The sequence below is a fragment of the Candidatus Njordibacter sp. Uisw_056 genome (assembly GCF_047730085.1).
Taxonomy (GTDB): Bacteria; Pseudomonadota; Gammaproteobacteria; order Pseudomonadales; family Balneatricaceae; genus Njordibacter.
Genome location: NZ_CP159830.1, coordinates 642,225 through 665,872, shown reverse-complemented (window position 1 = coordinate 665,872; position 23,648 = coordinate 642,225). Strand labels below are relative to the sequence as shown.

Sequence of the window (23,648 nt, the reverse complement as noted above, 5' to 3'; positions counted from 1 at the left end):
GCAAACTAATAGGTTGCATAGGCTAATTAAGGCCCCGCAGAACTCAAAAGTCTTGGCACCAAAACAGTGATGCCTAGTAATGGCTATTTAACAGTCGTTAAACCCAATACCTGCCATGTTTGCATGCCACCACGAAACCATTTTATTTTCTCGGCAGGATAACCGAAAGAGAGCAAGGTTTTCATCGATGCAGGCGATTGGCCACACCACATACCGTTACAGAACAGCACTAAAGTTTTTGCCTGAGCGTAATTAAATACATCTGCAACTGTGCCGTTAACAATCGCTTCATCAACTTCAAATTCGTCTACATCACCGATTAAAGTGACATCCATCTGATTAAGCATAATGTCCATTATGCCTTCAGTGGTAGCGCCTTTGGCAGGCGTTAAACTAACCCATGAAATGTTGATCGCACCAGGTATTGTGCCCTTTGCTACCCAGTTTGGCGTACGGGAATCTATGACTAGAATTTTTTCATCAGATTGCATGCGGACTAAGTGATCAATAACTTCCAGTTCACCCAAGGTTTCCACTCCAGGAGCAAAAACCATAGGCTGAATGCAAAATGGCGGACAAGGGCGCGACGTTAACGCAAAGTCTTGCGTAATCATATTGGCATTATCTTGCTCCCGCATCAGTTCCACCGCCATACCTTTATGCGTAATGGTCACTGCACTAAGCGCTTTAGTAATCGCCACTGGTTTATTTTCAGCCTGAACCACACTGGTCATTGATAAAGTTGACACCAACACAACAGTGGCTGCCATAAACTTGAGTAATATCATCATTTTCTCCAAGGGCTAAAGCTGCCCAGTTAGTAGTTCATGAGATTGAACTATTTGTTGTTGCAAGTAAAAACCATAAAAATCAGGTGTGACCAACCCAACAATATCTTCCCCAATGCGTTCTCCAGAGCGCGGATTTAGAAAAATTAGGGTTGGTGAAAAGTCAGCAAATAAAACCTGGGCAAGGTCTTGTTGAGAAATTCTTTGTGCTGAAAAATCGGTCAACAGTTGCTGTGAATTCAAGTCTATGCGCCTAACTTGAAACAAGGGTTCCAAGTTAGGGTCCATGGTTAACGGAAATAAGAAATCTTCTTTTACTCGTTTGCAAAAGCTACAATTCTCAACTTCAGCCAGCAATACCAACACCTTGTTTGGCTTTAGTAAACGGCTGTCTTGAAACATTGGAAAAGTATCATCTTGGTTTGCATGCCCATTAGGTACCCAAAGCATTAAAAACACCAGCCAGTGCAATGGCTTTGCACGCCAATCATTGTTCATTTAGCTTTCATCCCCTTTGGTTAAAGACTCGATGCTGTCTAATATCGCTTCCACTATGTCATCAGAATATAAATCTCGGAAGTAATGATCTGCTCCATCTACTAAAATAAATTCAACATTTGAGAATTCCTGAAGCTCTAACTGCTCTGGCAAGTCCTTAACTACCGTGTCTTCACTGCCAGCCAAAATCACAGTGTGAAGGCCACCTTCAACTAATAGATCTGGAGTATTAAGGGTTTGTGGCGGCTGATAATAGGATAAAAAGCTGGCTGCTTTTACTTTAGGTGCATTATTACAGTATATAAAGTCTGTAGGTTCGGGCATCCACCCATTGGTGGCTTGCTGATTCGCCACGTCAATGAGGGTAGGCAAGCGTTTTTGGTAACGATTGTAGTAGGCTGTTGCGACATATTCAGGGTTCCAAGTCCCAGGTGCTATTAGTACTTGACCTAGAATACTCGCATCTGGGTTTTGGCTATAGGCCGCAACCTGACTGCCACCCCTTGAGTGGCCAGCAAGTAGGATTTGATTTACGCCTTGCCCCTTAAGCCACTCAACCCAAGTGCCAATTTCAGTTAAAGCGTCTTCATGGCGGTGCTCATGAGGCGCAGTACAATCGAACGCACCATGACGATTATCGATGCCTAGGCTTAAATTAATAGCAAGGCTGTTCACAGCTTCATCAGCCAATAATGATTGCAAGCTGGCAATAATCTCCATGCCATTGTGAGCAAGAGTACCATGCACCAGCAAAATCAGTGGGCCATTATTAATGGATTCGGCCGCTACGTTTAACACAGCATTTAAACCCAACTCACCTGACTTAATGGTAATTTCTTCTGCACTCACTACAGTGCTTATTAGGCCGAAATGTAGGCTAAAAAAAGATGCAATAAGTACGCCTTGTATGTATTTTTTCATAACCACCTCACTAAGCTTTGTAGCCTGGGTTACCAGCCACATTAACCAAAACAGGCGTATTAAGCTTGCCAATTTTGACTTCTTGCTGGTCACGTAAATGTTGTGCCACTATATCCCAAATGTTATCCCCTTCAGAACGTGACCCTACGGTAGCCCAACCGGCGACACGATAGGTCTTACTGGCTTCAATTACAGTACCGTTGTCTAAGCGCATTTCGTCGATACGAGAGCCCATGGCTGCCAGTGGATCACAACGGTAGTCTAAACCTCCTAAGCGAACCATGTCACCACCAGACTGCAGGTAGGGTTCTGGGTTAAAAATGTTGTCAGCCACATCTTCTAAAATGAGTTTAATGTCTTCCCCCGTCATATCGCGGGCGTAGGTTTCGGGGTAAGTCGTGCAGGTTTGGTCTAATACACGTTCCATAGTAATCGTCTGACCTTGTAATACACTTGTTCCCCAACGGAAACCTGGAGATAAGGAAATTTGTGCGTCATAGTGACTGCGTAAAGCGTCACAAATAACCTGATCGAATGTGCCATTAAAGTTACCACGGCGGTATAACACTTCGTCTGCAACAGCCAGCTCTTCATCCATCCAGCTGCTATAAGGCGCGCGCTCTGCTGCAATAAGTGCTGTCATTTCTGGGTTTGCAGGCAACAATTCAGAGAACACAGGTAACAAACGATATCTGAAACCGTTAACTTTGCCCTTGCCAATATCTAGATCCAATACGCCTAAGAACTTACCATTGGATCCACCATTACACACGAGTGTAGTGTGAGCATTATTTTTCACTTGTGTCGGTGTAGGTACGCCATCATGGGTGTGCCCCCCCAAAATAGCATCAATGCCTGTAACCCTTTGAGCCATAGCTACGTCAACATCCATGCCGTTGTGGGACAACACAACTACCGCGTCAACACCTTGATTTTGGCGCAAGTCATCAACTAACTCTTGCATCATGTCGCCATTGATATCAAAGCTCCAATCTGGCACAAAACGCGCAGGGTTAGCAATTTTCACCCTTGGAAATGCTTGCCCAATAATAGCGACACGTGCACCACCCATCTCACGAATGCTATAAGGCTTAAAAACACGCATTGAATCTTCATCATAAATATACTCATCGGCACCATCAAATAAAGCGTCTTCAGTAATGAGAACATTTTGAGCTAAAAACTCACCATTAAATTGGCTGATGTTATGTAAAATTTCTTGTTGATGATAAGTGAACTCCCAGTGGCCCGTCATTATATCAACACCTAATAAGTTACATGCCCGCACCATGTCCATGCCACGAGATTTAAAGTTAATACCAGAGCCTTGCCAGGTATCGCCGCCATCTAAAAATAACGTATTCTCACTTCCATAGCTTGTGCGAAGCCTATCCACCAAGGTTTTAAGATGGGCAAAACCGCCAACTTTACCGTACTCTTGCGCTGCTTTTTCAAAGTTCAAATAGGTAAAAGCATAGGCTTCCATAGACCCCTGGGCTATATCAAAATGATCAAGAAATTTATTACCTACCATGTGGGGAGCTTTGCCATAGGCTGCACCAATGCCTAAATTGATGCTAGGTTCTCTAAAGTACACGGGGTTAAGCTGGCCATGACAATCAGTCATGTGCAGCAAACGAGCATTACCAAAGTTAGGCACTTCATAAAAGTCTGCAGGTTTTTTCTGTGCGGCATAGCCTTGGCTAGGCAACACCCCCGACACTGCGGCAATTCCCATTAAACGAGCAAAGTCGCGACGGCTAGTAGACATGACAGATTCCTATGATGACTTAATTAAGCTTAAAAATAAGCCCACCGAACTGCCATGACAGCAGAACGTGGGCTTGTGTGTTTTTCAACCATAAACCTTATTCAGGTACAGCCATAATCCATTCAGTTTGGGATTGGTGATACTGCGCAATGCCCATACGTGAATGATATTCAGCTTGGGCCGATATATTCATAGATTTACGGAAGTCACCAGCTTCAAGCGCCTTATTGGAAGACTTAAGTAAATTTTTGGTTAAGGTCCAACCAAAGTCAACTGCCATTACTTCTGCATACTTGGCTTTCGCCGATGCAAGCAACTTAGTTGCATTAGCAGCGTTCGCTTCTGCTGCTGCAGCCACTTCTTCAGGATGATCCGTAATGTAGGTTTGGCCATCCCACGTAAAGCTATGACCTTTGCCATACATGGCGCGTTGCTCATTAAAGGCTTCATTAAAAGGGTGTGCAGCGACAACGCCGGATATCATCATCAACGCCGCCACAAGGGAAATCGTCTTTTTCATGTTGTTCTCCTCGTCTGCTTATTTACGTGCGCCAGGGCCATTAACCACTAACCCATTCGACATATACGTTTGGAAAAACTCTAAGTTACGAAATTTTTCACCCTGAGTTTTCTGTGGCACACCACGTACGTTCTTTTGACAACCACCATAGCGGCGCTGCAATGTACCTAGCTCGCCCCACTTGGAACGGAACACTGGAAAGTGTGTGACGTGCCCTAAGGTAGGTCCTGGCAAGTCTGCACGAATAAGAATATTAGCACCTGCAATGTGGCAGTTAGCACAACTCATATTCAATTGACCACGGCGGGTGTAAAAGCTTTGCTTGCCATCTAAGTAAGCGGCTTTAGCTTCATCATTTGGAATTTGCACATCAAATACATTGTCTCGCGACGTGTAGGCCATATAGGCAGAAATCTGGGCAATTTTACCTTTTTTCCAGCCGAGCTTTTTCTCACCATTAGCTTCACGACACTGATTAATAGCTAACTCTAAGGTGACTATTTTACCTTGGGATTCATCCCAACGAGGAAAATTCTGGCGAATACCAATGCCAGCGTTAGCAAAACAGCCTGCATAAGACTTACCGTTGGCAAAGGCTGTATTGAATAGAATCTCACCTTCTTCAATATCAAATTCATAAGGAGGAAACTCTTCAATTTCTTCCCATTGTTCGCGTGAACCGGCGTCTAGGGAATAAATGCCATTGACATAGTCATCTAACGGCACTTGTGGAAAGCGCTTCTGGAAGAAACTTTGCATTGCTAAGCGGTCTGCTTCTGGATCAACTGATGCCAGAGTATTGCCGCTACTAGCGGCTTGGGTGATACTGGCTACAAGCGCTAAGGATGCGCCGACTAACAGTGATTTTATTATTTTCATATCTGCTGCCTCTTGCTATAGAGTCGCCGTTGCCGGCTACTTAATTTTGGCGGTTTCCGTAGCGCTAGCGCCCGTGTTTTCCGTCCATGTCATTTGCAATTCGTCACCTTTAGCGCCACCAACAAAGGTGAACGCTAAGTATGGGTTCTTAGAAATAGCGGTCCCCATGTTGGTTTCCATAACAGTTTTTCCGTTATAGGCAATACTTAGGGTTTGAATAAACTTAGCCGGAATCTTGTTACCACTCTTATCTTTTCGGTTACCCGTTTCCATAGCGTGCTTAGCCATAATTTTTACTACTGTATTGTCGCCTTTGACTTTTGCTTTGGCGCGTAAAATACCTTTTGCCATGATAATTTCTCCTAGTTCGCCGTTAGCCGCCGCAGCCGCCAATTGTTACTTTCACTTCTTTAGAAGCACTAAATACACCACTAGCTGTCGTAACGACTGCCGTTACGTCAGATGTTTTGCCCATTCGAATACGACAAGACACGTTGGCCAATGTCCCTTCGGGGATAGTGAACTGTGCCGCTAATGGTTGTGGATTATTGGCCACAAATAAAGCAATACTAGTGACGCCAGCTAAACTGCTTTTCACACTAACAGGAACAACAGCACCGTTTTCGGCAATATCTGGTGCTTTAAGTGTAACTTCTGCACTAGCACTGGGATCAGCGCCGTACAAGGCACCCATAGCGGCGTCTTGTGACTTAGCTTCAAATGCTATTTTAGACCATGCTGCCATGGCTACGCGTGGCATGAGTACACCCATACCGGCAACTAAGCCACCGGTAAACACCGCTTTTAAAACACTTCTTCGATTCATCATTGATTTAGTCCTTTGCCACGTTTAGTTAAATGGCACTGAAATATAGTTTAGTACTGATATAAGTAAGCCACGATGGCGTCTATATCGTCTTCAGATAAGATCCAATGCTTACCAAATGGAGGCATTATCGTTGTCGGGTTTTTCACAGTTGGATCCCAAATTTGGGCTCTAAGTACCTTTGGATCAGGAAAGCGTGCTTTCATGGCGACTAAAGGAGGGCCTTGATTTCCAGGCAACTTGGCATCTGGATCAGGAATCATGTGGCAAGCAATACAGTTGCCCGCTTTTTTATTCAGATAAAGTGCTTTACCTTTGGCTATTTGATCGGCAGAGGCCAACGTCATTGTTGACGCTCCGACCAACACCAAACCGAGTAACGCGTGCTTTATTATACTTTTGCGCATTGGGTTTTCCTCGTTTTTTTCTTCATGAAGTCTAAACATTATTGTTGAGATTCCACCATAAATAGGACCGCATTGGTCACTGCTTCGTCTGATAAATCAGCTCTTCCACCTTTGGCTGGCATATACCCTTCGGCACCAGCATACCCCTGTAATGCATGAATAATCAATAAATCAGTTCCTTGCTGAATTCTTTCAGACCACGCATCGGCGTCATCCACTTTAGGTGCACCTGCTAAACCGCTGGTGTGACAAACGCCGCAGGCGGCCTTATACGTCGCTTCGCCCGCCATAGCTTGATCACTCATCGCCGTAGCTTCCTGGGCAACTGGAGCAACTAATTCTTCACCTGTAATAGCTGCCTTACGTTCAGCTTCTTTACTGGCTTCTAATTCATCTTGACCCGAATGGCTTGCCGCAGGTGCATCAGCACCTTCAACAAAATGGCCAATGGGTGTCACCCCTGCTAAAGAACTTTGCATCATCATGCTATCTGGATCTGCACAATTTACCATACAGCGTGGGTTAGCCACGTCTGGGCGATTATCCACATAAAAACCACCTTGATTAGGCATTTCCACGTGTGCCAAATTATCTTGGGACAGTTCAAAGTCTTCTTCGATTATGTCGTTCATGTAAAGCACATAAGCGGTGGTGTCGTAAACCTGCTGATCATTCAAACTCATTGGTGCGTTGAACGGCATCGCACGGCGAATGTAATCAAACAGCGTGCTGGCGTAAGGCCAATAGCTACCTACAGTCTTAACGGGACGATCATCTGCTAACGTCCCTTCACCACCAGTCAAAACGGGCCACCGGCCTTCTCCTTCGCCGAATACACCATGGCATGAAGCACAAAAGGTTTCGTAGGTCTCTTCACCATTTACAGCATTACCGCTGCCCGCTGGCAAACCTTTGCCGTCGGGGCGAATATCAATGTCCCAGCCCGCGATTTCAACTGCAGTTGCCGCCGTGCCAATTTGGTAGCCTTGAGCATAACAGACACCCGGCGCAAGACAGGCAAACAAGACTAGAGCGAATGTAGACTTAGGTGATCTGAACATTTTTCACCTCGCCTGTTGGGCCAACTTGCCAAGTGTGGATAGAGTTTTTGTGATAAATAGAGTTCACACCGCGTTGGTCTCTTAGTTGAGCTAGGGTCGGTTGCACATAGCCCGTCTCGTCATAAGCTCGGCTCTGAATCAACCAAGGCTCACCTTGCCATTGACTGTGCAGGCTAAACCGAGTGAGCGCTTTATCTAACACCAAACCTTTAAGTTGCGCTGGACGCCACGAGATACCACCATCAAAGGATATATCCACCCCTTTGACTTTGCCTCGGCCTGTCCATGCTATACCTTCAATTTCTAGAAACCCTTTACTACGGATGGGATTCTCTGGGCATGGATTGGTAATCACTGAATTACACTCTTGCACAAAGGTAAAGCGGCGCGCCCGACCATCTGCCATTAGATCGGTGTATTTAGACGTTTCCTCACGATGGTGCCAAGGTTGGTCACCCACTTCAATACGGCGCAACCATTTAATGGAGGTGTTACCTTCCCAACCCGGATTAAGTAGACGCAAAGGATAGCCTTGCTCTGGACGCAACATTTCACCATTTTGAGCATAAACAACTAACGTATCATCAAGAATTTTTTCTATGGGAATAGATCGGCTCATATGAGCACCATCTGCACCCTCAGCCAGTATCCACTTGCCTTCAGTCTGAACGCCTGCGGCGTCTAGTAATACTTTCAGTGGCACTCCTGTCCACTCACAACAGCTCAACATACCATGGGTAAACTGTAGCGCTTCCATTTGTGGGCCACGCCATTCCATACCTCCATTAGCTGGGCATTCAATAAATTTAATTTCTGACACTGATGGAAACCGCATAAGGTCTTCCATGGTAAAGATTAATGGGTTGTCGACTAAACCATGAATCATTAAACGGTGTTCGTCTGGGTTAATGTCTGGCACACCGGCGTGGTAGCGCTCAAACACCAAACCATTAGGCGTTATAATGCCTTTGAGGTCTTGAATGGGGCTCATACTAATAGACGAAATGGACTCAGCCGTTAACCAAGGCACCGTTCGTCGAACAACTTGCGCTTCATGGCGGGACGGAAATCCGTAAGGATTTTCCACTACGCCAGTTCCAAGCTGTCTACCCCATTGAGGCTCATTGGGTGGTAAATTACTCGTTAAACCCGAAGCAGAAGTGACACTAACACCGCCTAAAGCGGCTGCTCCAGCAACATAGCTCACCCCACGGCGTAAAAAGTTACGCCGGTCATTGGTAGTAAGGTGTCCACTGGCATCCTGCATAGTTTGCAGCAGTTGTTGGGTGCTAGGTGTGTTCATATGTACAATGACTAGGCTATAAAAGTATAGTTATGATACGGAACATAGAGTATATATTACAAGTAACTAAAGTAGCATATTCCAAAATAACCTAAAGGCATAAGCTTATATAATAAATACACATAAGAAATGGAAAAATGGCCCACTAACTTATGTGTTATCTTAAACAGTAATTATATTAAGGTTGTTATGCCCATGTTTAGTCGTCAGATCTTGTTGTGGTTAGTTATCCCCTGCCTAGCTTCCTTGCCTTCTTGGGCACAAGACTATGAACCTCAAAAAGTAATCTACCATGTTAACTATGGTGAAATAAGCCGCATTAATGCCACCTTTAACAATATAACTAATCACATTGAAGCATTAGGTGAAGAGGCTATTAATCTGAAGGTGATGATACATGGGCCTGCATTAGAGTATTTTATTGCAGCCAGCAACGACCAAGATAAACAAATGGCATTAGACAGTTTACGCTTTCAAAATGTACAATTTTTAATCTGCAAAAACACCTTGCTCAGCTATCAACTCACACGAGAGGATTTGTATGAGGTTGAAAAAGAAGACCTCGTGCAAGCTGGACTACCTGCCATTGTCGCCTTACAACAAGCAGGATATATTTACCTGCGACCATAGCCACCCTTTTATGGCCTAAGTGACGTGATTTTTGGTCTAAGACTCACTATAATTGCTGGCATTCACCTACTAACTTAATCGTCTATGGATTACGAGCAACTGATCACTGAGGTTGGCATTCAGCCTTTACAACTATTTCTTGGCCTAGCGATGGGTTTAGCCTTTGGAATAGGCGCCTCTATTAGCCAATTTTGCCTGCGTAAGTTGGTGTTAGATTTGTCTGTGCTGAAATTAAGCAATGCAAGCTATACTTGGTTGTTTGGCTTGGGGGTAGCCATTATGGCTACTCAACTGCTTTTGCGAGGCGACACTGGGGACATTAGTGAAGCCCCAGTCCTTAATGGCGGAGCTAGCCTAAGTGGCCCCATAATTGGTGGGTTCATGTTTGGTTTTGGCATGATGTTAAGTCGTGGTTGTGCCTCACGGCAAATTATACAGCTTGCTAGTGGCAACCTAAGGTCACTCTTCACCCTTGCTACTTTCGCTGTTGCTGCACAACTCACTTATGGGGGCCAACTTGTGCCATTTAGGCAAACTGTGCAGGATCTATGGCGGCTAAACCAACCTGCCAATCAGCTGCACGAATGGCTGCCTTTGGCTCAATCACATTATTTAATTATTGGCGTAGTTATGACCATTGTATCTGCGCTAATACTTATTAAAGGCCGTGCTTGGCCACAATTAGTGGGGGCAGCCATCGTTGGGTTCGCTATTGCGCTAGGCTGGTACGTAACCAGCTTTATTGCTTATCACAGCTTTAACGCCATATTGCCACAAAGCATCACCTTTAGTGCACCAGCAGCGCAAAGCTTGATCAGCGTTATTTCCCTAGATGCTCCATTTATACGACTGGGTGCCGGCCTACTCATAGGCTGTTTAGTAGGCTCTATCATAGTGACCCTAGGCAGACGAGACTTTAACCTGCAAAGCTTTACCCCACGGCTGCCTATGGGACAATATTTATTAGCAGGAACGCTAATGGGTGTGGGCTCAGTGCTTGCTAGTGGTTGCTCGATCGGTGCTGGATTGTCGGGTACAGCCGTCATGGCAACCAGCTCAGTAGTGACGCTTATTTTCATCTTGTTTGGTGGCCTAATTAGCGCACGCTATAATTCATAACAACCCACTAGCTACCCTAAACACTGAGCCTTAACTCATGCTTGCATCTCGCTTACAAACTCGTTTATTTACCTTACGATCCAACAAACTATTTGAGTTGTTTGTGGTGAGTATCATATTGCTTTCTGCACTAGTAATTGGTGTTAAAACCTACTCTATGCCCCCTGGATTGATTAGTTTTATTGGTTTTTTAGACATTGGCATTACCGTATTTTTCCTCATAGAAATAAGCATTAGGTTTGCTGGTGATCCGTCTAAGAGTAGGTTTTTCTTAAACGGCTGGAACATATTTGACACTATTGTTGTCGTCGTTAGCCTTATTCCTATAGAAGATAGTGAGTTAGCATTAGTTGGCCGACTAATTCGTATTTTTCGGGTTTTGCGAATGGTTTCTGTCGTACCAGAGCTACGCATATTACTTAACTCCCTCATTAAAGCCTTACCTCAACTGGGGTATGTGCTCATGCTAATGTTTATCATTTTTTATATCTACGCTGCGGTTGGAACTACCTTTTTTAGTGACATCAATTCGGTGTTATGGGGCGACATTTCTATTTCGATGCTTACCCTCTTTAGGGTGATGACTTTTGAAGACTGGACTGACGTTATGTACGAAGTAATGGCTGTTTATGGCTATGCCTGGGTGTTCTTCTTAAGCTTTATTTTTCTCACCACATTTGCATTTTTAAACATGGTCATTGGTATTGTTGTCAATGTCATGGAGCATGAGAACGCAGCAGAACGCTTAGCTGACGGAGAGCCGTCCATGACTGACTTGCGCAATGAATTAGCTGAAATAAAAGCGCTCCTGAAACATCAAAACAATTGATATGATTGAAACTTACCCAAACATAGATGAAGTGACGGCAAAATGGGCGTTTGAACGTTACCAAGCCATTAGGCATACGCTGCCCGCCGCAAGTTTTCCTGCGACGAGCACACAGGTTGGCGGATTGACCGATTTAGCCAACCACTTTGATGTTTTCTTATTAGATGCATTTGGCGTACTCAACGTTGGCCAAAGTGCCGTAAAAAATGCCCCTGAAGTAGTGCATGCACTGCAATTGTCTGGCAAAAAGGTAATGGTGTTAACCAATGGTGCCAGCTTACCCGTTAAAGAGGCTCAAATAAAATTCAAAAATCTGGGTTTTAACTTCACTTTAGAGGATATCGTCGCTAGCCGAGATGCCCTTTGCCATGGGCTTACCCATCGTTTTACCCAGAAACAATGCCCTACTCTGTGGGGGGTTATGGCTAGGCCCGACTCACAGATACACACCTTGCCACTAGATGGAGTGGTGTTAGGCGAAGATGCCTCATTGTTTGACAAGGTTAATGGTTTTATATTGCTTGGTGCGTCCTTTTGGACAAAGCATCAACAAAGATTATTAATACAAAGCCTACGTCAGAATCCTCGTCCAGTATGGGTTGGAAACCCAGATCTAGTGGCTCCTAACGAAGATCACTTTAGTTTAGAACCAGGTTATTTTGCCCACCAACTAAGCCACATTGGTGGCGTAACTTTGCACTTTTTTGGTAAGCCCTTTCCAGCTATTTACGAATTAGCCTGTGCACGCTTAAAACATCCCCCTAAGCAGCGTATTTTAATGGTGGGTGACACGTTGCACACAGACATTTTAGGGGGTGCTGCGTATGGTGTAAAAACAGCCCTAGTCACAGGACACGGTTTATTCGCCAACCTGGATGTCACACCCTACATTGCTCAATCTGGTATTATTCCCGACTACATAATGGCTTCACCTTAAGGCTTAGTTTAGCTACTTACCTAAGGTGACTAGCTGCCAAGGCAACAGGTGCTCATTCTTTAGTTCCCGCAAAGCAAAGCTAGAGTTAAGTACCGCAACACCTGGCAATTTAACTAATTTACGTTTAAGAGTTTGCTCATACTGCTCTATAGACTGCACCACCACTCGCAATAAGTAATCCACATCGCCAGACATAATGTAGCACTGCATTACTTCATCCATGGCCACGGCAGCACTTTCAAATTGGGCTAACAGCTGTTCATCATGGTTATTAAGCTTTACCGTTACAAATACCACTACCCCTAGGCCCACTTTTTTAGCATTAACCAAAGCGACATTAGCACTTATCACACCACTTTCTTGCAAGCGCTTAATGCGCCGCCAGCAGGGCGTATGAGACAAACCAACATGGTCAGCAATGGCATGTACGGACTGACTCGCATCTTTTTGTAACTGCTGAAGTATCTTAATATCAAAAGCGTCTAACTTCATAACTCACCAAATTAGGACATACATCCTAAATAATTAACATATACCATAATAATATTTCATATTCTTACGTTTTTCTATAATAAGAAGCAATATTTTTCCAGCCTATTAAAGGCATACTGGGTATCTTATTAATCCCCTATGTATGAGACAGCGCGTCATGAATAAACCACTTGCCCACCAACCCACAGATTTATACGAATGTTACCGCCAACAGTCTGGCCAAGTGTATATGAGTGGTGTGCAGGCCTTAGCACGTATCCCCATGGCTCAAGTGCGCCGCGACCAGGCTGCAGGATTAAATACCGGTGGCTTTATTAGCGGTTATCGTGGCTCTCCCCTTGGGTTATTAGACAAAACCCTGCAACTGGCAAAGCCCTATTTGGATCAACATAACATTCGATTCCAACCCGGGGTTAACGAAGAGTTGGCAGCGACAATGGTATGGGGTTCACAGCAACTTCACCTATCTAAAGAATCCCAATACGATGGCCTTGTAGGGATGTGGTATGGCAAAGGCCCCGGTGTAGATCGTTGCGGAGATGTCTTTAAACATGCCAATGCTGCGGGTTCTGCGCCTTATGGTGGAGTGCTATGTGTGGCTGGAGATGATCATGGTGCGAAATCTTCCACCGTTCCTCATCAATCAGATCACGCGTTTATGTCTTCCACCATGCCCGTACTTTACCCCTCCTCCATTCACGAATACATATGGATGGGTTTGGCAGGCCTGGCTATGTCGCGCTACAGTGGCTGCTGGGTTGGCTTTAAGGTTATTTCTGAAACAGTAGAAACCACTGCAGCTGTAAATTTAACGGATGAAGATGTTGAGTTCATCATCCCTGAAGATTTTGACATGCCACAAGGCGGCCTCAACTTGCGCTGGCCAGACGATCGAATGGTGCAAGATTCTAGATTACAAAACCACAAAGCCTATGCTGCACTGGCCTTTGCTCGCGCCAACAACTTTAACCGCATCACCCTTGCTTCACCAAAGGCCCGTTTTGGTATTGTAGCGTCTGGTAAATCTTATGAAGAATCTCGTCAAGCCATAGCGGAGTTGGGTCTTACTGACGAGCAAGCAGCTCAAATGGGTGTCACTATTTATAAAGTGGGTATGCCATGGCCCCTTGAGCCTCAGGGTATTCGTGAATTTTCCCAAGGCTTAGAAGAAATTCTTATTGTTGAAGAACGCCGTGAAATGATCGAAAATCAAATTAAACAACAATTGTTTAACTCAGCCACGCATAAGCGGCCTCGTATTATAGGCAAATTTGACGAGCAGGACCAAAGCCTATTGCCACTGGATAAAGAACTTGATGTGCCTATGGTTGCCAAGGTAATAGCCCAGCGCTTAATAAAACTTGATATAGGTTCGGATACCAAAGTTCATTTGTTAGCGCAAATAGCACGTATAGACCAGCAGCATGCACTCAGCTCTGAAATTTTCGCACCTGTCACTCGAACCCCATTTTACTGTGCAGGTTGCCCCCATAACAGTTCCACTAAAGTACCCAAGGGTAGCCGCGCCGCAGCAGGCATTGGCTGTCACTTTATGGTGCAGTGGATGGACCGCAACACTGAAACCTTTAGCCAAATGGGTGGTGAGGGTGCAATGTGGGCGGGTTGTGCTCACTTTACTGCTGAAGCCCATCAATTTGTCAATTTAGGTGACGGCACTTATTTTCATTCTGGGTCTTTAGCTATTCGTCAGTCCCTTGCTGCTGGGGCCAACATCACCTACAAAATACTATTTAATGATGCAGTTGCTATGACCGGTGGCCAAAGTGTGGACGGCATTTTAACCATGCCTCAGCTAACCCACCAGCTGTTTCATGAAGGGGTACTTGAAATTGTGGTGCTGGCAGACGACCCTAAACAAATTAAACAATCTGAGCTTGCCAAGGGTGTGTATTTAGGCCATCGCGACGAGCTAGAAACAGTAATGCTGCGTTTACGTGAAAAGCAGGGATTGAGTGTCATTGTGTTCCAACAAACCTGTGCTACAGAAAAGCGCCGACTGCGCAAACAAGGTAAATCTGAAGCCATTAAGACTCGGGCTTGGATTCACCCTGAGATTTGTGAAGGCTGCGGTGATTGTTCAGTGCAGTCTAATTGTGTAGCCATAGAACCCATAGAGACAGATCTGGGCCGTAAACGTAAAATCAACCAATCTAGCTGCAACGCAGACTTGTCTTGTGTGAAAGGTTTTTGCCCCTCATTTATTACCGTTGAAGGGGCTCAGGTACGCAAACCAAAAGCTCAAAAACAAGTATTACTAGACTTGCCAGAACCCCAGCCGAAGATGAATCTAGACCAACCCTTTAATATTGCTGTAACTGGGGTGGGTGGCACTGGCGTTCTTACTATTGGTGCGTTATTAGGCATGGCTGCGCACCTAGATGGAAACGCGTTTATGACCTTAGATTTTTCTGGTTTAGCACAAAAAGGTGGCGCTGTGTTAAGCCACGTCCGTCTGGCTAGTTCTCCAGAACAGGTCACTACCCCCCGCATTGTTAACGGGCGTGCAAACCTTTTGCTTGCTGCTGATGCAGTGGTCACAGTTGCGCCCAGTGTTCTGGGTTTATGTAGCCAAGCCACGCAAGCAGTGCTAAGTAGCCATCTTATTCCTGTATCTAATTTCGTCAAAGATGCAGACTTTGATTTCAAACAAGACGAATGTCTGGATCTAATCGCTAACCACGTACACAAAGACATACACCAACTAGATTTTCATAAATTAGCATTAACACAAATGGGCGACACTATATTTGCCAACATTATGTTGTTAGGGTTTGCCGTACAAAAAGGCCTTGTGCCAGTGTCTATTAATGCCCTTAAACAAGCAGTGGAACTGAACGCAGTGGCTATAAAAGCTAACCTACAGGCGTTGCATTTAGGTCGTCAATTAGCAGTGGTCGGGCTAGAAAAAACAAATATTTTGCACATCCAACCCTCAGCGCCCAGCTACAAAGAGCTAATAATAGATCGTCAACAGCGCCTAACAGCCTATCAAAACCAGGCCTTAGCAGCCCAATACACCCAACAACTCAAACAATGGCAAAAAACACTATCAGTACGATTACCTGCTGATCAAACCCTACCTTTATTACGCTCATTAGCTACCAGCTACTTTAAATTATTGGCGGTGAAGGATGAATATGAAGTCGCTCGATTGTTCAGTCAGCCAAGCTTTAGAGCAAGGTTGGATGCCGAGTTTATTGGTAATTTCAGTGTCTACTTAAACCTTTCCCCTCTAGGCTTCGCAGGCTGGAATAAACACCTTAACCAGCCAAAAAAATACCGTGTTGGAAGTTGGATTCTGCACGCAATGAAGCCTTTATCAATGCTAAAAGGTATTCGCAGCAGTGTATTAGACCCCTACAGCTATAGTTCAGAACGCAAAGCAGAACGTGCATTTTTAAGTTATTTTGTGAGCCAAGTTGATGCATTGATTGACTTGCTTAGCACACACAACAAAGCTGATATTTTGATTGCTATAAACCTGTTTGAAAACGTTCGTGGCTATGGCCACGTTCGTGCCGCCTCCATGACCAAGGCCAAGCTTCAGATGGAGTCCTCCTTAAGGAGACTGAGCATCGATGAACAGACTTATGCTGCACATATATAAGCATTGGCGCACGTCACTGAGTGATTAAGACCAGGAAAGTGCGTATTTGCGTCTTCGCATGGAGCATAACGACTTGGCTATGCATACAACAACAAGAACGCTTGATGCCTAGGTCAATTGAAGGCAAAATGAATTTCATTTATATGCAATGGAGCCGTTTGCATGCGCCCACATTTGTCCATGTCTCGCCGTACTCGCCGTACCCCTTTTAGTAGCCGTGTGGAGGCTGCCGGTGCTAGTGGTTACACTGTTTACAACCATACGTTATTAGCCACTTCGTTTCGTGGCATTGAAGTGGATTATTGGCACTTATGTGAAAATGTACAGGTGTGGGATGTTAGCTGTGAAAAGCAGGTTACCCTCATGGGCCCTGGGGCTAATCAACTGGCTCAATACATGACCCCAAGAGACCTAACCCATGCCAAAGTAGGCCGTTGCTATTACCTGCCAATGTGTGATGAAAACGGTAAAATGATGAACGATGCCGTAGGCATTAAAGTCAATGACCGCCATTGGCGCTTGTCTGTTGCAGACTCTGACGTATTGCTTTGGGCTAAAGGCCTAGCCGTTGGGTTTGGTTTGGATGTTGAAGTAAGAGAACCCGATATTTTTCCAGTGGCAGTTCAAGGCCCTAAAGCTGAGCAACTGATGTGTCGGGTGTTTGGTGACGAAATTAAAGCACTTGGTTTTTTTGCGATTGCGCCATTTATTTATAAGGGTAAGCGCATGAAGGTGGCTCGCTCAGGCTGGAGCAAACAGACAGGTTATGAAGTGTTTGTGAATGATGCTGAAATTGGCATTCAATTGTGGGATGAGTTGTTTGCTAAGGGCCAAGATTTAGATGTTCGCGCAGGCTGCCCTAACTTAATCGAGCGGATTGAGAGTGGGCTGCTATCATTTGGCTGTGATATGGACCACGAGACGTCTCCCTTTGAAATTGGTTTAGAAAAGTATGTCAATCTAGATGCTGATATTGACAGCCTGAGCTTACCAGCGCTGAGGGCGCATACGCCTACCAAAAAACTCATGGGCTTAGTGCTAGAGTATCACCGTAGTTTAAGCGATTTAGATGTGTTTGTAGGTGACCAAAAAGTAGGCATTATTAGTAGCCAAGCCTACTCACCAAAATACATGCGCCGGTTAGCCTTTGTCATGTGTGATTTGGCCGAATTAAATAGCGCCACCACGGTAGAAATTAATACTGATCAAGGTAAGGCTACGGGCACTCTGACTAGCCTACCTTTCAACTTTGAAGCATTAGGTCTAACGGCCTGCCGTTAGTCCATTTTAGAACAATTAAACCTAGCGAGTCTTAAAAGTGACTGGCTGGGTTTATCTATTTCCCCATGTGAATTGCAAGCGTATATTGCGCCGACATATTTACCGCATAATTTAGTTTGGTCGTACCCTATGAACACAGAACTTGCTATCACTCGCTTATCTACTTCCAACCTGTCTATTACTCGGCGCACACGTGCTACGCCATTTACTAGCCGAGTAGAAGCTGCAGGGGTGCATGCCTACACTATTTATAACCACACATTATTAGCCGCTAACTTTCGCGGTATGGAAGCAGACTATTGGCACTTGTGTGACCATGTGCAGGTGTGGGATGTCGCGGCTGAAAAGCAAGTGGCTATTAGTGGACCAGATGCATACCATTTGATCCAACTGATGACACCAAGAGACCTATCCAAAGCCCGCATTGGACGTTGCTTTTATGTGCCACTTTGTAACCCTGAAGGTGGCATAGTTAATGACCCTATCGCCATCAAATTAACAGAAAATGATTGGTGGTTATCCATCGCTGATACTGATGTTATGTTATGGGCTCAGGGCCTAGCAATCGGCTTTAACCTAGACGTCACTGTTACGGAACCAGATATTTGGCCTCTTGCCGTACAAGGCCCAAAAGCTGAAGATCTGATGGCTAGGGTATTTGGCGAAAGTGTACGCGACATTAAATTCTTTGGTATTAAGCCCATGTCCTACCAAGGAGTAGACATGCAGGTAGCACGCTCTGGCTGGAGCAAACAAGGTGGTTTTGAAATTTATGTGAATGACGCAAGCCTGGCTCTGCCTTTATGGGATGAGTTTTTTGAGAAAGGGCAAGATCTTAATGTGGGCCCTGGTTGCCCTAACGGAATTGAGCGTGTTGAAAGTGGCTTATTATCGCTAGGCAACGATATGGATTATGCCACTACACCTTTCGAATGTGGTTTAGGCCAGTACGTTGATTTAGATGCAGATATTAATAGTTTATCCTTAGCAGCGCTGCGCAAGCATGTGCCTCAGAAGAAACTAATGGGCTTAGTCATTAATCAGGAGTGTACAATTTCTAATACAGACGTCTATATTGGTGACTTATGGGTCGGTGAAATTACTAGCCAAGCCTATTCACCTAAATATGGGGTACACTTAGCGTTTGTCTTGGCTTCTTTGCCCGCTTTAGGCAATAGCTTAACACTTGACGCTCAAACCAACTTGGGTACATTGCAGGGCCAGCTGACTAGCCTACCGTTTAACTTTGAGGCTCTAGGCTTGACTCCAAAATTATCCTCTGAATAGACCCCATAAGGCAACGCTATGAGTAAATCCTCGTTTTTAGGCGCCGATACAATTGCGCTACACAGTGGCTATCAGCCAGAATCAGACCATGGCTCCAGAGCTGTACCTATTTATCAAACTACCTCCTATGTGTTTGACAGTGTAGACGAGGCATCTGCGCTCTTTAATGTGGAGCAGGGTGGCCATATATATAGCCGCATCACCAACCCCACCGTAGCTGTACTAGAGCAGCGTTTAGCAGCCTTAGAAGGTGGTGCAGGTGCTATTTGTACAGCATCTGGAATGAGCGCTCTGTTTGTGAGCTTTTTTAGCTTATGTTCGGCAGGTGATCATATTGTCAGTGCGTCACAAATATATGGCTCTACCGCGACGCTACTTAAACATTCTCTTAAGCGATTTAACATAGACTGCACCTTTGTTGATATTAACGATCAAAAAGCAGTATCTGGGGCGATACAAGACAATACCAAATTAGTGTTTTGTGAATCTATTGGTAACCCAGGCCTTGATGTCTCTAACTTGCCGGCCATTGCCGAAACTGCTCATGCTGAGGGCATACCTTTAGTTGTGGATGCGACTTTTGCAACACCTTTTCTGAACAACCCTATTGAGCATGGCGCCGATGTGGTGGTGCATTCAGTGACTAAGTGGATTGGTGGCCATGGTGCTGCTGTGGGTGGTGTGGTTATAGATGGGGGGAATTTTGATTGGCTTAAAAGTGGCCGATTCCCTACGCTTACCGAGCCCTATGAGCCTTTTCATGGCATGAATTTTTGGGAAGAGTTTGGCCCAGCGGCGTTAGCGATGCGTATTCGTTGTGAATCTATGCGCGACATCGGTGCTGCTATGACACCTCATAACGCATTTTTATTATTACAGGGATTAGAAACCTTAAGCCTGCGGATGCAGCAGCATGTATCTAACGCCCAAGCCATGGTTACTTGGCTGCAACAGCATGACGCTGTTAAGTGGGTAAACCACCCCGATATCGATGCCAACTCCCATACCAAACTGTTATTCCCAAAGGGTGCAGGCTCTATGCTCACCTTTGGTGTAAAGGGTGGCCGAGACGCTGGTGCTGCTTTTATCGACGCGTTACAACTGTCGTCAAACTTAGCCAACGTGGGGGACTCACGCACTTTGGTGCTTCATCCAGGCAGTACTACCCATTCGCGCTTAAGTGAAGCAGACTTAGTGAGCGCAGGTATCAGCGCTGACCTTATTAGGGTGTCTGTCGGTATAGAAACCCTCAAAGACATACAGGCCGATTTTAATTTGGGCTTACGCGCGGCTGCCAAGGTTTCTGCTAATAAGGCGGAGGGGTAACTGTGTATATTGAAGTTGATAACGCCAACACGTTTATTGCCACCGGTGGTAAACCTTTTGATCCAAATTTACCTACAGTGGTGCTGTTGCACGGCTCGGGAACCGACCATCGCGGATGGGCTTTGCAGGCGCGCTGGTTTGCCTTTCATGGATATAGTGTATTCGCACCAGACTTTCCTGCCCACAGCTTATCAGGTGGTGAAGCACTCACTAGCATTGAATCTATGGGGGCTTGGCTTATTAGGGCTTTGGATACAGCTAAGGTCACCAAGGTGCACCTCATCGGTCACTCCCAAGGTTTCCTTGTTGCATTAGAGGCTGCCTCGTTGCTAGGAGATCGTCTTAAATCTGTAATGGCACTTGCCACAGCAAGCGCAATACCTGTAAACCCTGCGTTAGTAGAAATGGCACAAACAAATCCTACGGCGGCTGCAGAGATGATGCTGCAGTGGGGCTTCGGTAATCAAAGCCAATATGGCGCTAGCGCTGTACCCGGAATGCAGCCTATAGGCATTGGTGCTCGCATTATGGCCAACAACCCCTTAGCTACAGACCTGTCAGCGTGCAATGCCTATACTCAAGGGGAACAAAGAGCCCAAAAACTAGCCAGCGCAGGTTGCCCTAGTTGTGTGATTCTGGCGGAAAAAGACCGTATGACCCCTACAAAAGAGGGTTTAAAGCTAGCACAAGATCTAAATACACAGGCGCAAGTGGTTAAGGAAATGGGGCATATGTTGCCTATGGAAGCACCAAAAGAAAGCCTTTATTTTATGAAAAAATTTATCCAATCGGTAGAGAAATAGTCATGGCCAAGCTCATTAATAATTCATTATCTGCAAAATCACCCATTAAAAAGGTGGCCGTTATTGGTGCCGGCACTATGGGTGCGGGCATTGCTGGCCAAGTGGCTAACGCAGGTGTCGAGGTTTGGCTATTAGATTTGCCCAGTTCTGGCGACAGCGTTAACGCACTAGCAGAGCGTGGTTTTAAACGTCTAAAAAACTTAAACTCTCCAGGCTTAATGAGTAACGAAGCAGGCCAACTCATTCACTGTGGCAACACAGAAGACGACTTTGCACAGCTTGCTAATTGTGACTGGATTGCAGAAGCGGTAGTTGAGCGTTTGGACGTAAAGCAGGCCCTATACCAGCGCATTGATGCGATTACAGGGCCAGACACCATCGTCACTTCCAACACATCAACCATTCCAATTAGTCTACTCACTAAAGGGATGCCACAGGCGTTTTGTGAGCGCTTTGCCATTACCCACTTTTTTAACCCGGTGCGTTTTATGCGCTTGTTAGAACTGGTGCGGGGCGAACACACCCGTGACGATGTCATCGATACTTTAGATGAGTTTTGTGAAAGTAACTTGGGTAAAGGCGTTGTGGTATGTGAAGACACTCCAGGATTTCTGGGCAACCGTGTAGGCGTATTTGCCATACAATGTGCCTTACATACCGCCTTTAACATGAACTTATCTCCCGCTGAAGCTGATGCTTTATTTGGCCGTCCAATGGGCATCCCTAAAACGGGCGTGTTTGGTTTATACGATTTAATAGGTATCGACCTCATGGCAGACGTTGCCAAGAGTCTACAAAGTATCTTGCCAGCAGGTGATGAGTTCCATCAATACGCACAACCTATTGCCCTAATGACCCAAATGGTTGTTAACGGACAAACAGGCAATAAAGGTGGTCAAGGTTTTTACCGAGACACCGAATCGGGTAAAGAAGTGTTGAACTTGGCTAATGGGGTATACCAACCAACAAGCCGTTTACAATTGCCCTTGGCACAAAAAGCCGAAGCCCATGGCGTAGCTGAACTGTTAGACGATGACAGTGCATATGGGCGCTTTGCATGGCAGGTGTTGTCTAGCACGCTAAACTACGCAGCGTCACTTATTCCAGAAATTGGCAGTAACATATTACCCATTGATGACGCTATGAAGCTAGGCTACAACTGGATTTATGGCCCGTTTGAACTGTTAGACCAAATTGGCGCTCAACGGGTTGTTGAGCGCATGCAACAAGAAGATCGTGAAGTAGCACCTATGCTATTACTGGCTGCTAAGACACAGGGTTTTTACCAGGTCATAGATGAGCAATTATGTAGTTTAGATCAATGTGGCGACTATGTTGCTATTAAGCGACCATCTGGGGTGCTGCGCTTTTCTGAACTACGCCAAACTTTAACACCTGAATACAGCAATACTAAAGCCAGCTGGTTTGTGCACAATAATGCCGCTATTGTAGAGTTTCACTCAAAGGCTAACGCACTAGACAAAGACTCTATGGATGTTATTCGCCACGCTCTAGAGCAAGCCGAAAAACGCCAGTTACGAGGTGTTGTGCTACATAATGACGCACAACACTTTTCATGTGGGGTTAATTTAACAGCCTTTCGTGGGTTCTTTGAAACAGAAAATTACACCGGCATAGACCATTTTCTTAATTATTTCCAACAAACTATGCATGCAATAAACACCTGTCCATTACCGGTTATTGCAGCGCCTGCTGGCATGTCTATTGGCGGTGGTTTTGAAGTGGTGTTAGCTGCTGATCACGTTATTGGACATGCCAACTCAGTTATGGGCCTAGTAGAAGCCAGTGTAGGCGTAGTTCCAGGGGGTGGTGGCTGTAAAGAATACCTCTACCGCTGGTATGAAGTTCTGGGCGACATAAAAGCAGCAGCATGGAAAGCGTTTATGCTTGTCGGTTATGGCTGGACAGCAAAATCACCTATAGAGGCCACAGAACAGGCAATGCTTTACCCCGAAGATCAATACATGATGAATCGAGATCGTTTGTTAAGTGAAGCCTTATCGCAGCTTGATAAGGTAAAAAAAGCAAAGCCACGCAAACCACTGCCTATGGCCGGTGAGGACACCTATCGCGAAATGATGGACTGGTTATTTGAGGCTGAAGATCAGCAGAAGATCACCTCCCATGATGTGGCCGTTGGGTCTGAGCTTGCGCGCATCTTTACTGGGGGTAAAATAAAGCCCAATACAATGATGAGTGAGCAGGACTTGTTTGACTTAGAACGAGAGTCTTTTTTGCGCTTGGCGAAATCTAGTGCTACTCAGGCACGCATTGTAAGCATGTTAGATCAAGGTAGCCCAATCAGAAACTAATTCACTAAT

Annotated in this window: 22 protein-coding genes; 10 read left to right on the top strand and 12 right to left on the bottom strand. The window is 45.3% G+C overall.

Annotated elements, in window-relative coordinates:
• Positions 1–83: 83 nt before the first annotated feature.
• The 11 genes from ABXT60_RS03300 to soxC form a co-directional block, all read right to left on the bottom strand.
• A complete protein-coding gene (locus ABXT60_RS03300) occupies positions 84–791 on the bottom strand; it encodes a rhodanese-like domain-containing protein (protein WP_443631343.1) in 708 nt (235 codons plus the stop codon).
• 12 nt (positions 792–803) lie between these two features.
• Entirely contained in the window at positions 804–1,286 is a 483-nt protein-coding gene (locus ABXT60_RS03295; protein WP_443631342.1) for a hypothetical protein, read from the bottom strand.
• Positions 1,287–2,207 carry an alpha/beta hydrolase gene (locus ABXT60_RS03290; RefSeq protein ID WP_443631341.1) on the bottom strand — a complete coding sequence of 307 codons (921 nt, stop codon included), beginning with the start codon at positions 2,205–2,207 and terminating at the stop codon, positions 1,287–1,289. It lies immediately after the preceding gene.
• A 10-nt stretch (positions 2,208–2,217) separates the two neighbouring features.
• Complete coding sequence (soxB, locus tag ABXT60_RS03285; protein ID WP_443631340.1) at positions 2,218–3,978, bottom strand: thiosulfohydrolase SoxB; 1,761 nt, start codon at positions 3,976–3,978, stop codon at positions 2,218–2,220.
• A gap of 97 nt (positions 3,979–4,075) precedes the next feature.
• Positions 4,076–4,498, bottom strand: a complete 423-nt coding sequence (locus ABXT60_RS03280) for a hypothetical protein (protein WP_443631339.1) — start codon at positions 4,496–4,498, stop codon at positions 4,076–4,078.
• A gap of 18 nt (positions 4,499–4,516) precedes the next feature.
• A complete protein-coding gene (gene soxA / locus ABXT60_RS03275; protein WP_443631338.1) occupies positions 4,517–5,377 on the bottom strand; it encodes a sulfur oxidation c-type cytochrome SoxA in 861 nt (286 codons plus the stop codon).
• A gap of 36 nt (positions 5,378–5,413) precedes the next feature.
• A complete protein-coding gene (soxZ, locus tag ABXT60_RS03270; protein WP_443631337.1) occupies positions 5,414–5,728 on the bottom strand; it encodes a thiosulfate oxidation carrier complex protein SoxZ in 315 nt (104 codons plus the stop codon).
• Between the two features lie 22 nt (positions 5,729–5,750).
• Complete coding sequence (gene soxY / locus ABXT60_RS03265; protein WP_443631336.1) at positions 5,751–6,206, bottom strand: thiosulfate oxidation carrier protein SoxY; 456 nt, start codon at positions 6,204–6,206, stop codon at positions 5,751–5,753.
• Between the two features lie 47 nt (positions 6,207–6,253).
• Positions 6,254–6,610, bottom strand: coding sequence for a sulfur oxidation c-type cytochrome SoxX (gene soxX / locus ABXT60_RS03260; RefSeq protein ID WP_443631335.1), 357 nt, complete (start codon positions 6,608–6,610; stop codon positions 6,254–6,256).
• A gap of 38 nt (positions 6,611–6,648) precedes the next feature.
• The gene (locus ABXT60_RS03255) at positions 6,649–7,671 is read right to left on the bottom strand and encodes a c-type cytochrome (RefSeq protein WP_443631334.1); all 1,023 of its coding nucleotides are present in this window, start codon (positions 7,669–7,671) and stop codon (positions 6,649–6,651) included.
• Complete coding sequence (gene soxC / locus ABXT60_RS03250) at positions 7,655–8,974, bottom strand: sulfite dehydrogenase (RefSeq protein ID WP_443631333.1); 1,320 nt, start codon at positions 8,972–8,974, stop codon at positions 7,655–7,657. Before soxC ends, ABXT60_RS03255 begins: the two co-directional genes overlap by 17 nt.
• A gap of 195 nt (positions 8,975–9,169) precedes the next feature.
• Here soxC and ABXT60_RS03245 point away from each other — a divergent pair, with 195 nt between their 5' ends.
• The 4 genes from ABXT60_RS03245 (at position 9,170) to ABXT60_RS03230 (ending at position 12,489) form a co-directional block, all read left to right on the top strand.
• On the top strand, positions 9,170–9,604 hold the full coding sequence (locus ABXT60_RS03245) for a DsrE family protein (protein ID WP_443631332.1): 435 nt from the start codon (positions 9,170–9,172) through the stop codon (positions 9,602–9,604).
• Positions 9,605–9,688: 84 nt separating this feature from the next.
• Positions 9,689–10,723 (top strand): YeeE/YedE family protein, encoded by a 1,035-nt coding sequence (locus ABXT60_RS03240; protein ID WP_443631331.1) that lies wholly within the window; start codon positions 9,689–9,691, stop codon positions 10,721–10,723.
• 37 nt (positions 10,724–10,760) lie between these two features.
• A complete protein-coding gene (locus ABXT60_RS03235; protein ID WP_443631330.1) occupies positions 10,761–11,552 on the top strand; it encodes an ion transporter in 792 nt (263 codons plus the stop codon).
• 1 nt (position 11,553) lies between these two features.
• Positions 11,554–12,489: an HAD-IIA family hydrolase gene (locus ABXT60_RS03230; protein WP_443631329.1), complete on the top strand. Its 936-nt coding sequence runs from the start codon at positions 11,554–11,556 to the stop codon at positions 12,487–12,489.
• Positions 12,490–12,501: 12 nt separating this feature from the next.
• Here the strand turns inward: ABXT60_RS03230 and ABXT60_RS03225 are convergent, their stop codons facing one another.
• A complete protein-coding gene (locus ABXT60_RS03225; RefSeq protein WP_046482650.1) occupies positions 12,502–12,981 on the bottom strand; it encodes an Lrp/AsnC family transcriptional regulator in 480 nt (159 codons plus the stop codon).
• Between the two features lie 157 nt (positions 12,982–13,138).
• On the opposite strand from ABXT60_RS03225, the gene ABXT60_RS03220 reads away from it, so the two are divergent.
• From ABXT60_RS03220 to ABXT60_RS03195, 6 genes are all read left to right on the top strand, one after another.
• The gene (locus tag ABXT60_RS03220) at positions 13,139–16,609 is read left to right on the top strand and encodes an indolepyruvate ferredoxin oxidoreductase family protein (protein WP_443631328.1); all 3,471 of its coding nucleotides are present in this window, start codon (positions 13,139–13,141) and stop codon (positions 16,607–16,609) included.
• A 162-nt stretch (positions 16,610–16,771) separates the two neighbouring features.
• Positions 16,772–17,890 carry a dimethylsulfoniopropionate demethylase gene (locus tag ABXT60_RS03215; RefSeq protein WP_443631327.1) on the top strand — a complete coding sequence of 373 codons (1,119 nt, stop codon included), beginning with the start codon at positions 16,772–16,774 and terminating at the stop codon, positions 17,888–17,890.
• A gap of 129 nt (positions 17,891–18,019) precedes the next feature.
• Complete coding sequence (locus tag ABXT60_RS03210) at positions 18,020–19,177, top strand: dimethylsulfoniopropionate demethylase (RefSeq protein ID WP_443631326.1); 1,158 nt, start codon at positions 18,020–18,022, stop codon at positions 19,175–19,177.
• A gap of 18 nt (positions 19,178–19,195) precedes the next feature.
• Complete coding sequence (locus tag ABXT60_RS03205) at positions 19,196–20,503, top strand: O-acetylhomoserine aminocarboxypropyltransferase/cysteine synthase family protein (protein ID WP_443631325.1); 1,308 nt, start codon at positions 19,196–19,198, stop codon at positions 20,501–20,503.
• A gap of 2 nt (positions 20,504–20,505) precedes the next feature.
• Positions 20,506–21,306, top strand: coding sequence for an alpha/beta fold hydrolase (locus ABXT60_RS03200; RefSeq protein WP_443631324.1), 801 nt, complete (start codon positions 20,506–20,508; stop codon positions 21,304–21,306).
• 2 nt (positions 21,307–21,308) lie between these two features.
• A complete protein-coding gene (locus ABXT60_RS03195; RefSeq protein WP_443631323.1) occupies positions 21,309–23,639 on the top strand; it encodes a 3-hydroxyacyl-CoA dehydrogenase NAD-binding domain-containing protein in 2,331 nt (776 codons plus the stop codon).
• Positions 23,640–23,648 lie beyond the last annotated feature (9 nt).

Bases quoted from the DNA above. Each gene is read 5' to 3' on its own strand.
- ABXT60_RS03300 (WP_443631343.1), bottom strand. From the start codon at position 791: ATGATGATATTACTCAAGTTTATGGCAGCCACTGTTGTGTTGGTGTCA.
- ABXT60_RS03295 (WP_443631342.1), bottom strand. From the start codon at position 1,286: ATGAACAATGATTGGCGTGCAAAGCCATTGCACTGGCTGGTGTTTTTA.
- ABXT60_RS03290 (WP_443631341.1), bottom strand. From the start codon at position 2,207: ATGAAAAAATACATACAAGGCGTACTTATTGCATCTTTTTTTAGCCTA.
- soxB (WP_443631340.1), bottom strand. From the start codon at position 3,978: ATGTCTACTAGCCGTCGCGACTTTGCTCGTTTAATGGGAATTGCCGCA.
- ABXT60_RS03280 (WP_443631339.1), bottom strand. From the start codon at position 4,498: ATGAAAAAGACGATTTCCCTTGTGGCGGCGTTGATGATGATATCCGGC.
- soxA (WP_443631338.1), bottom strand. From the start codon at position 5,377: ATGAAAATAATAAAATCACTGTTAGTCGGCGCATCCTTAGCGCTTGTA.
- soxZ (WP_443631337.1), bottom strand. From the start codon at position 5,728: ATGGCAAAAGGTATTTTACGCGCCAAAGCAAAAGTCAAAGGCGACAAT.
- soxY (WP_443631336.1), bottom strand. From the start codon at position 6,206: ATGATGAATCGAAGAAGTGTTTTAAAAGCGGTGTTTACCGGTGGCTTA.
- soxX (WP_443631335.1), bottom strand. From the start codon at position 6,610: ATGCGCAAAAGTATAATAAAGCACGCGTTACTCGGTTTGGTGTTGGTC.
- ABXT60_RS03255 (WP_443631334.1), bottom strand. From the start codon at position 7,671: ATGTTCAGATCACCTAAGTCTACATTCGCTCTAGTCTTGTTTGCCTGT.
- soxC (WP_443631333.1), bottom strand. From the start codon at position 8,974: ATGAACACACCTAGCACCCAACAACTGCTGCAAACTATGCAGGATGCC.
- ABXT60_RS03245 (WP_443631332.1), top strand. From the start codon at position 9,170: ATGTTTAGTCGTCAGATCTTGTTGTGGTTAGTTATCCCCTGCCTAGCT.
- ABXT60_RS03240 (WP_443631331.1), top strand. From the start codon at position 9,689: ATGGATTACGAGCAACTGATCACTGAGGTTGGCATTCAGCCTTTACAA.
- ABXT60_RS03235 (WP_443631330.1), top strand. From the start codon at position 10,761: ATGCTTGCATCTCGCTTACAAACTCGTTTATTTACCTTACGATCCAAC.
- ABXT60_RS03230 (WP_443631329.1), top strand. From the start codon at position 11,554: ATGATTGAAACTTACCCAAACATAGATGAAGTGACGGCAAAATGGGCG.
- ABXT60_RS03225 (WP_046482650.1), bottom strand. From the start codon at position 12,981: ATGAAGTTAGACGCTTTTGATATTAAGATACTTCAGCAGTTACAAAAA.
- ABXT60_RS03220 (WP_443631328.1), top strand. From the start codon at position 13,139: ATGAATAAACCACTTGCCCACCAACCCACAGATTTATACGAATGTTAC.
- ABXT60_RS03215 (WP_443631327.1), top strand. From the start codon at position 16,772: ATGCGCCCACATTTGTCCATGTCTCGCCGTACTCGCCGTACCCCTTTT.
- ABXT60_RS03210 (WP_443631326.1), top strand. From the start codon at position 18,020: ATGAACACAGAACTTGCTATCACTCGCTTATCTACTTCCAACCTGTCT.
- ABXT60_RS03205 (WP_443631325.1), top strand. From the start codon at position 19,196: ATGAGTAAATCCTCGTTTTTAGGCGCCGATACAATTGCGCTACACAGT.
- ABXT60_RS03195 (WP_443631323.1), top strand. From the start codon at position 21,309: ATGGCCAAGCTCATTAATAATTCATTATCTGCAAAATCACCCATTAAA.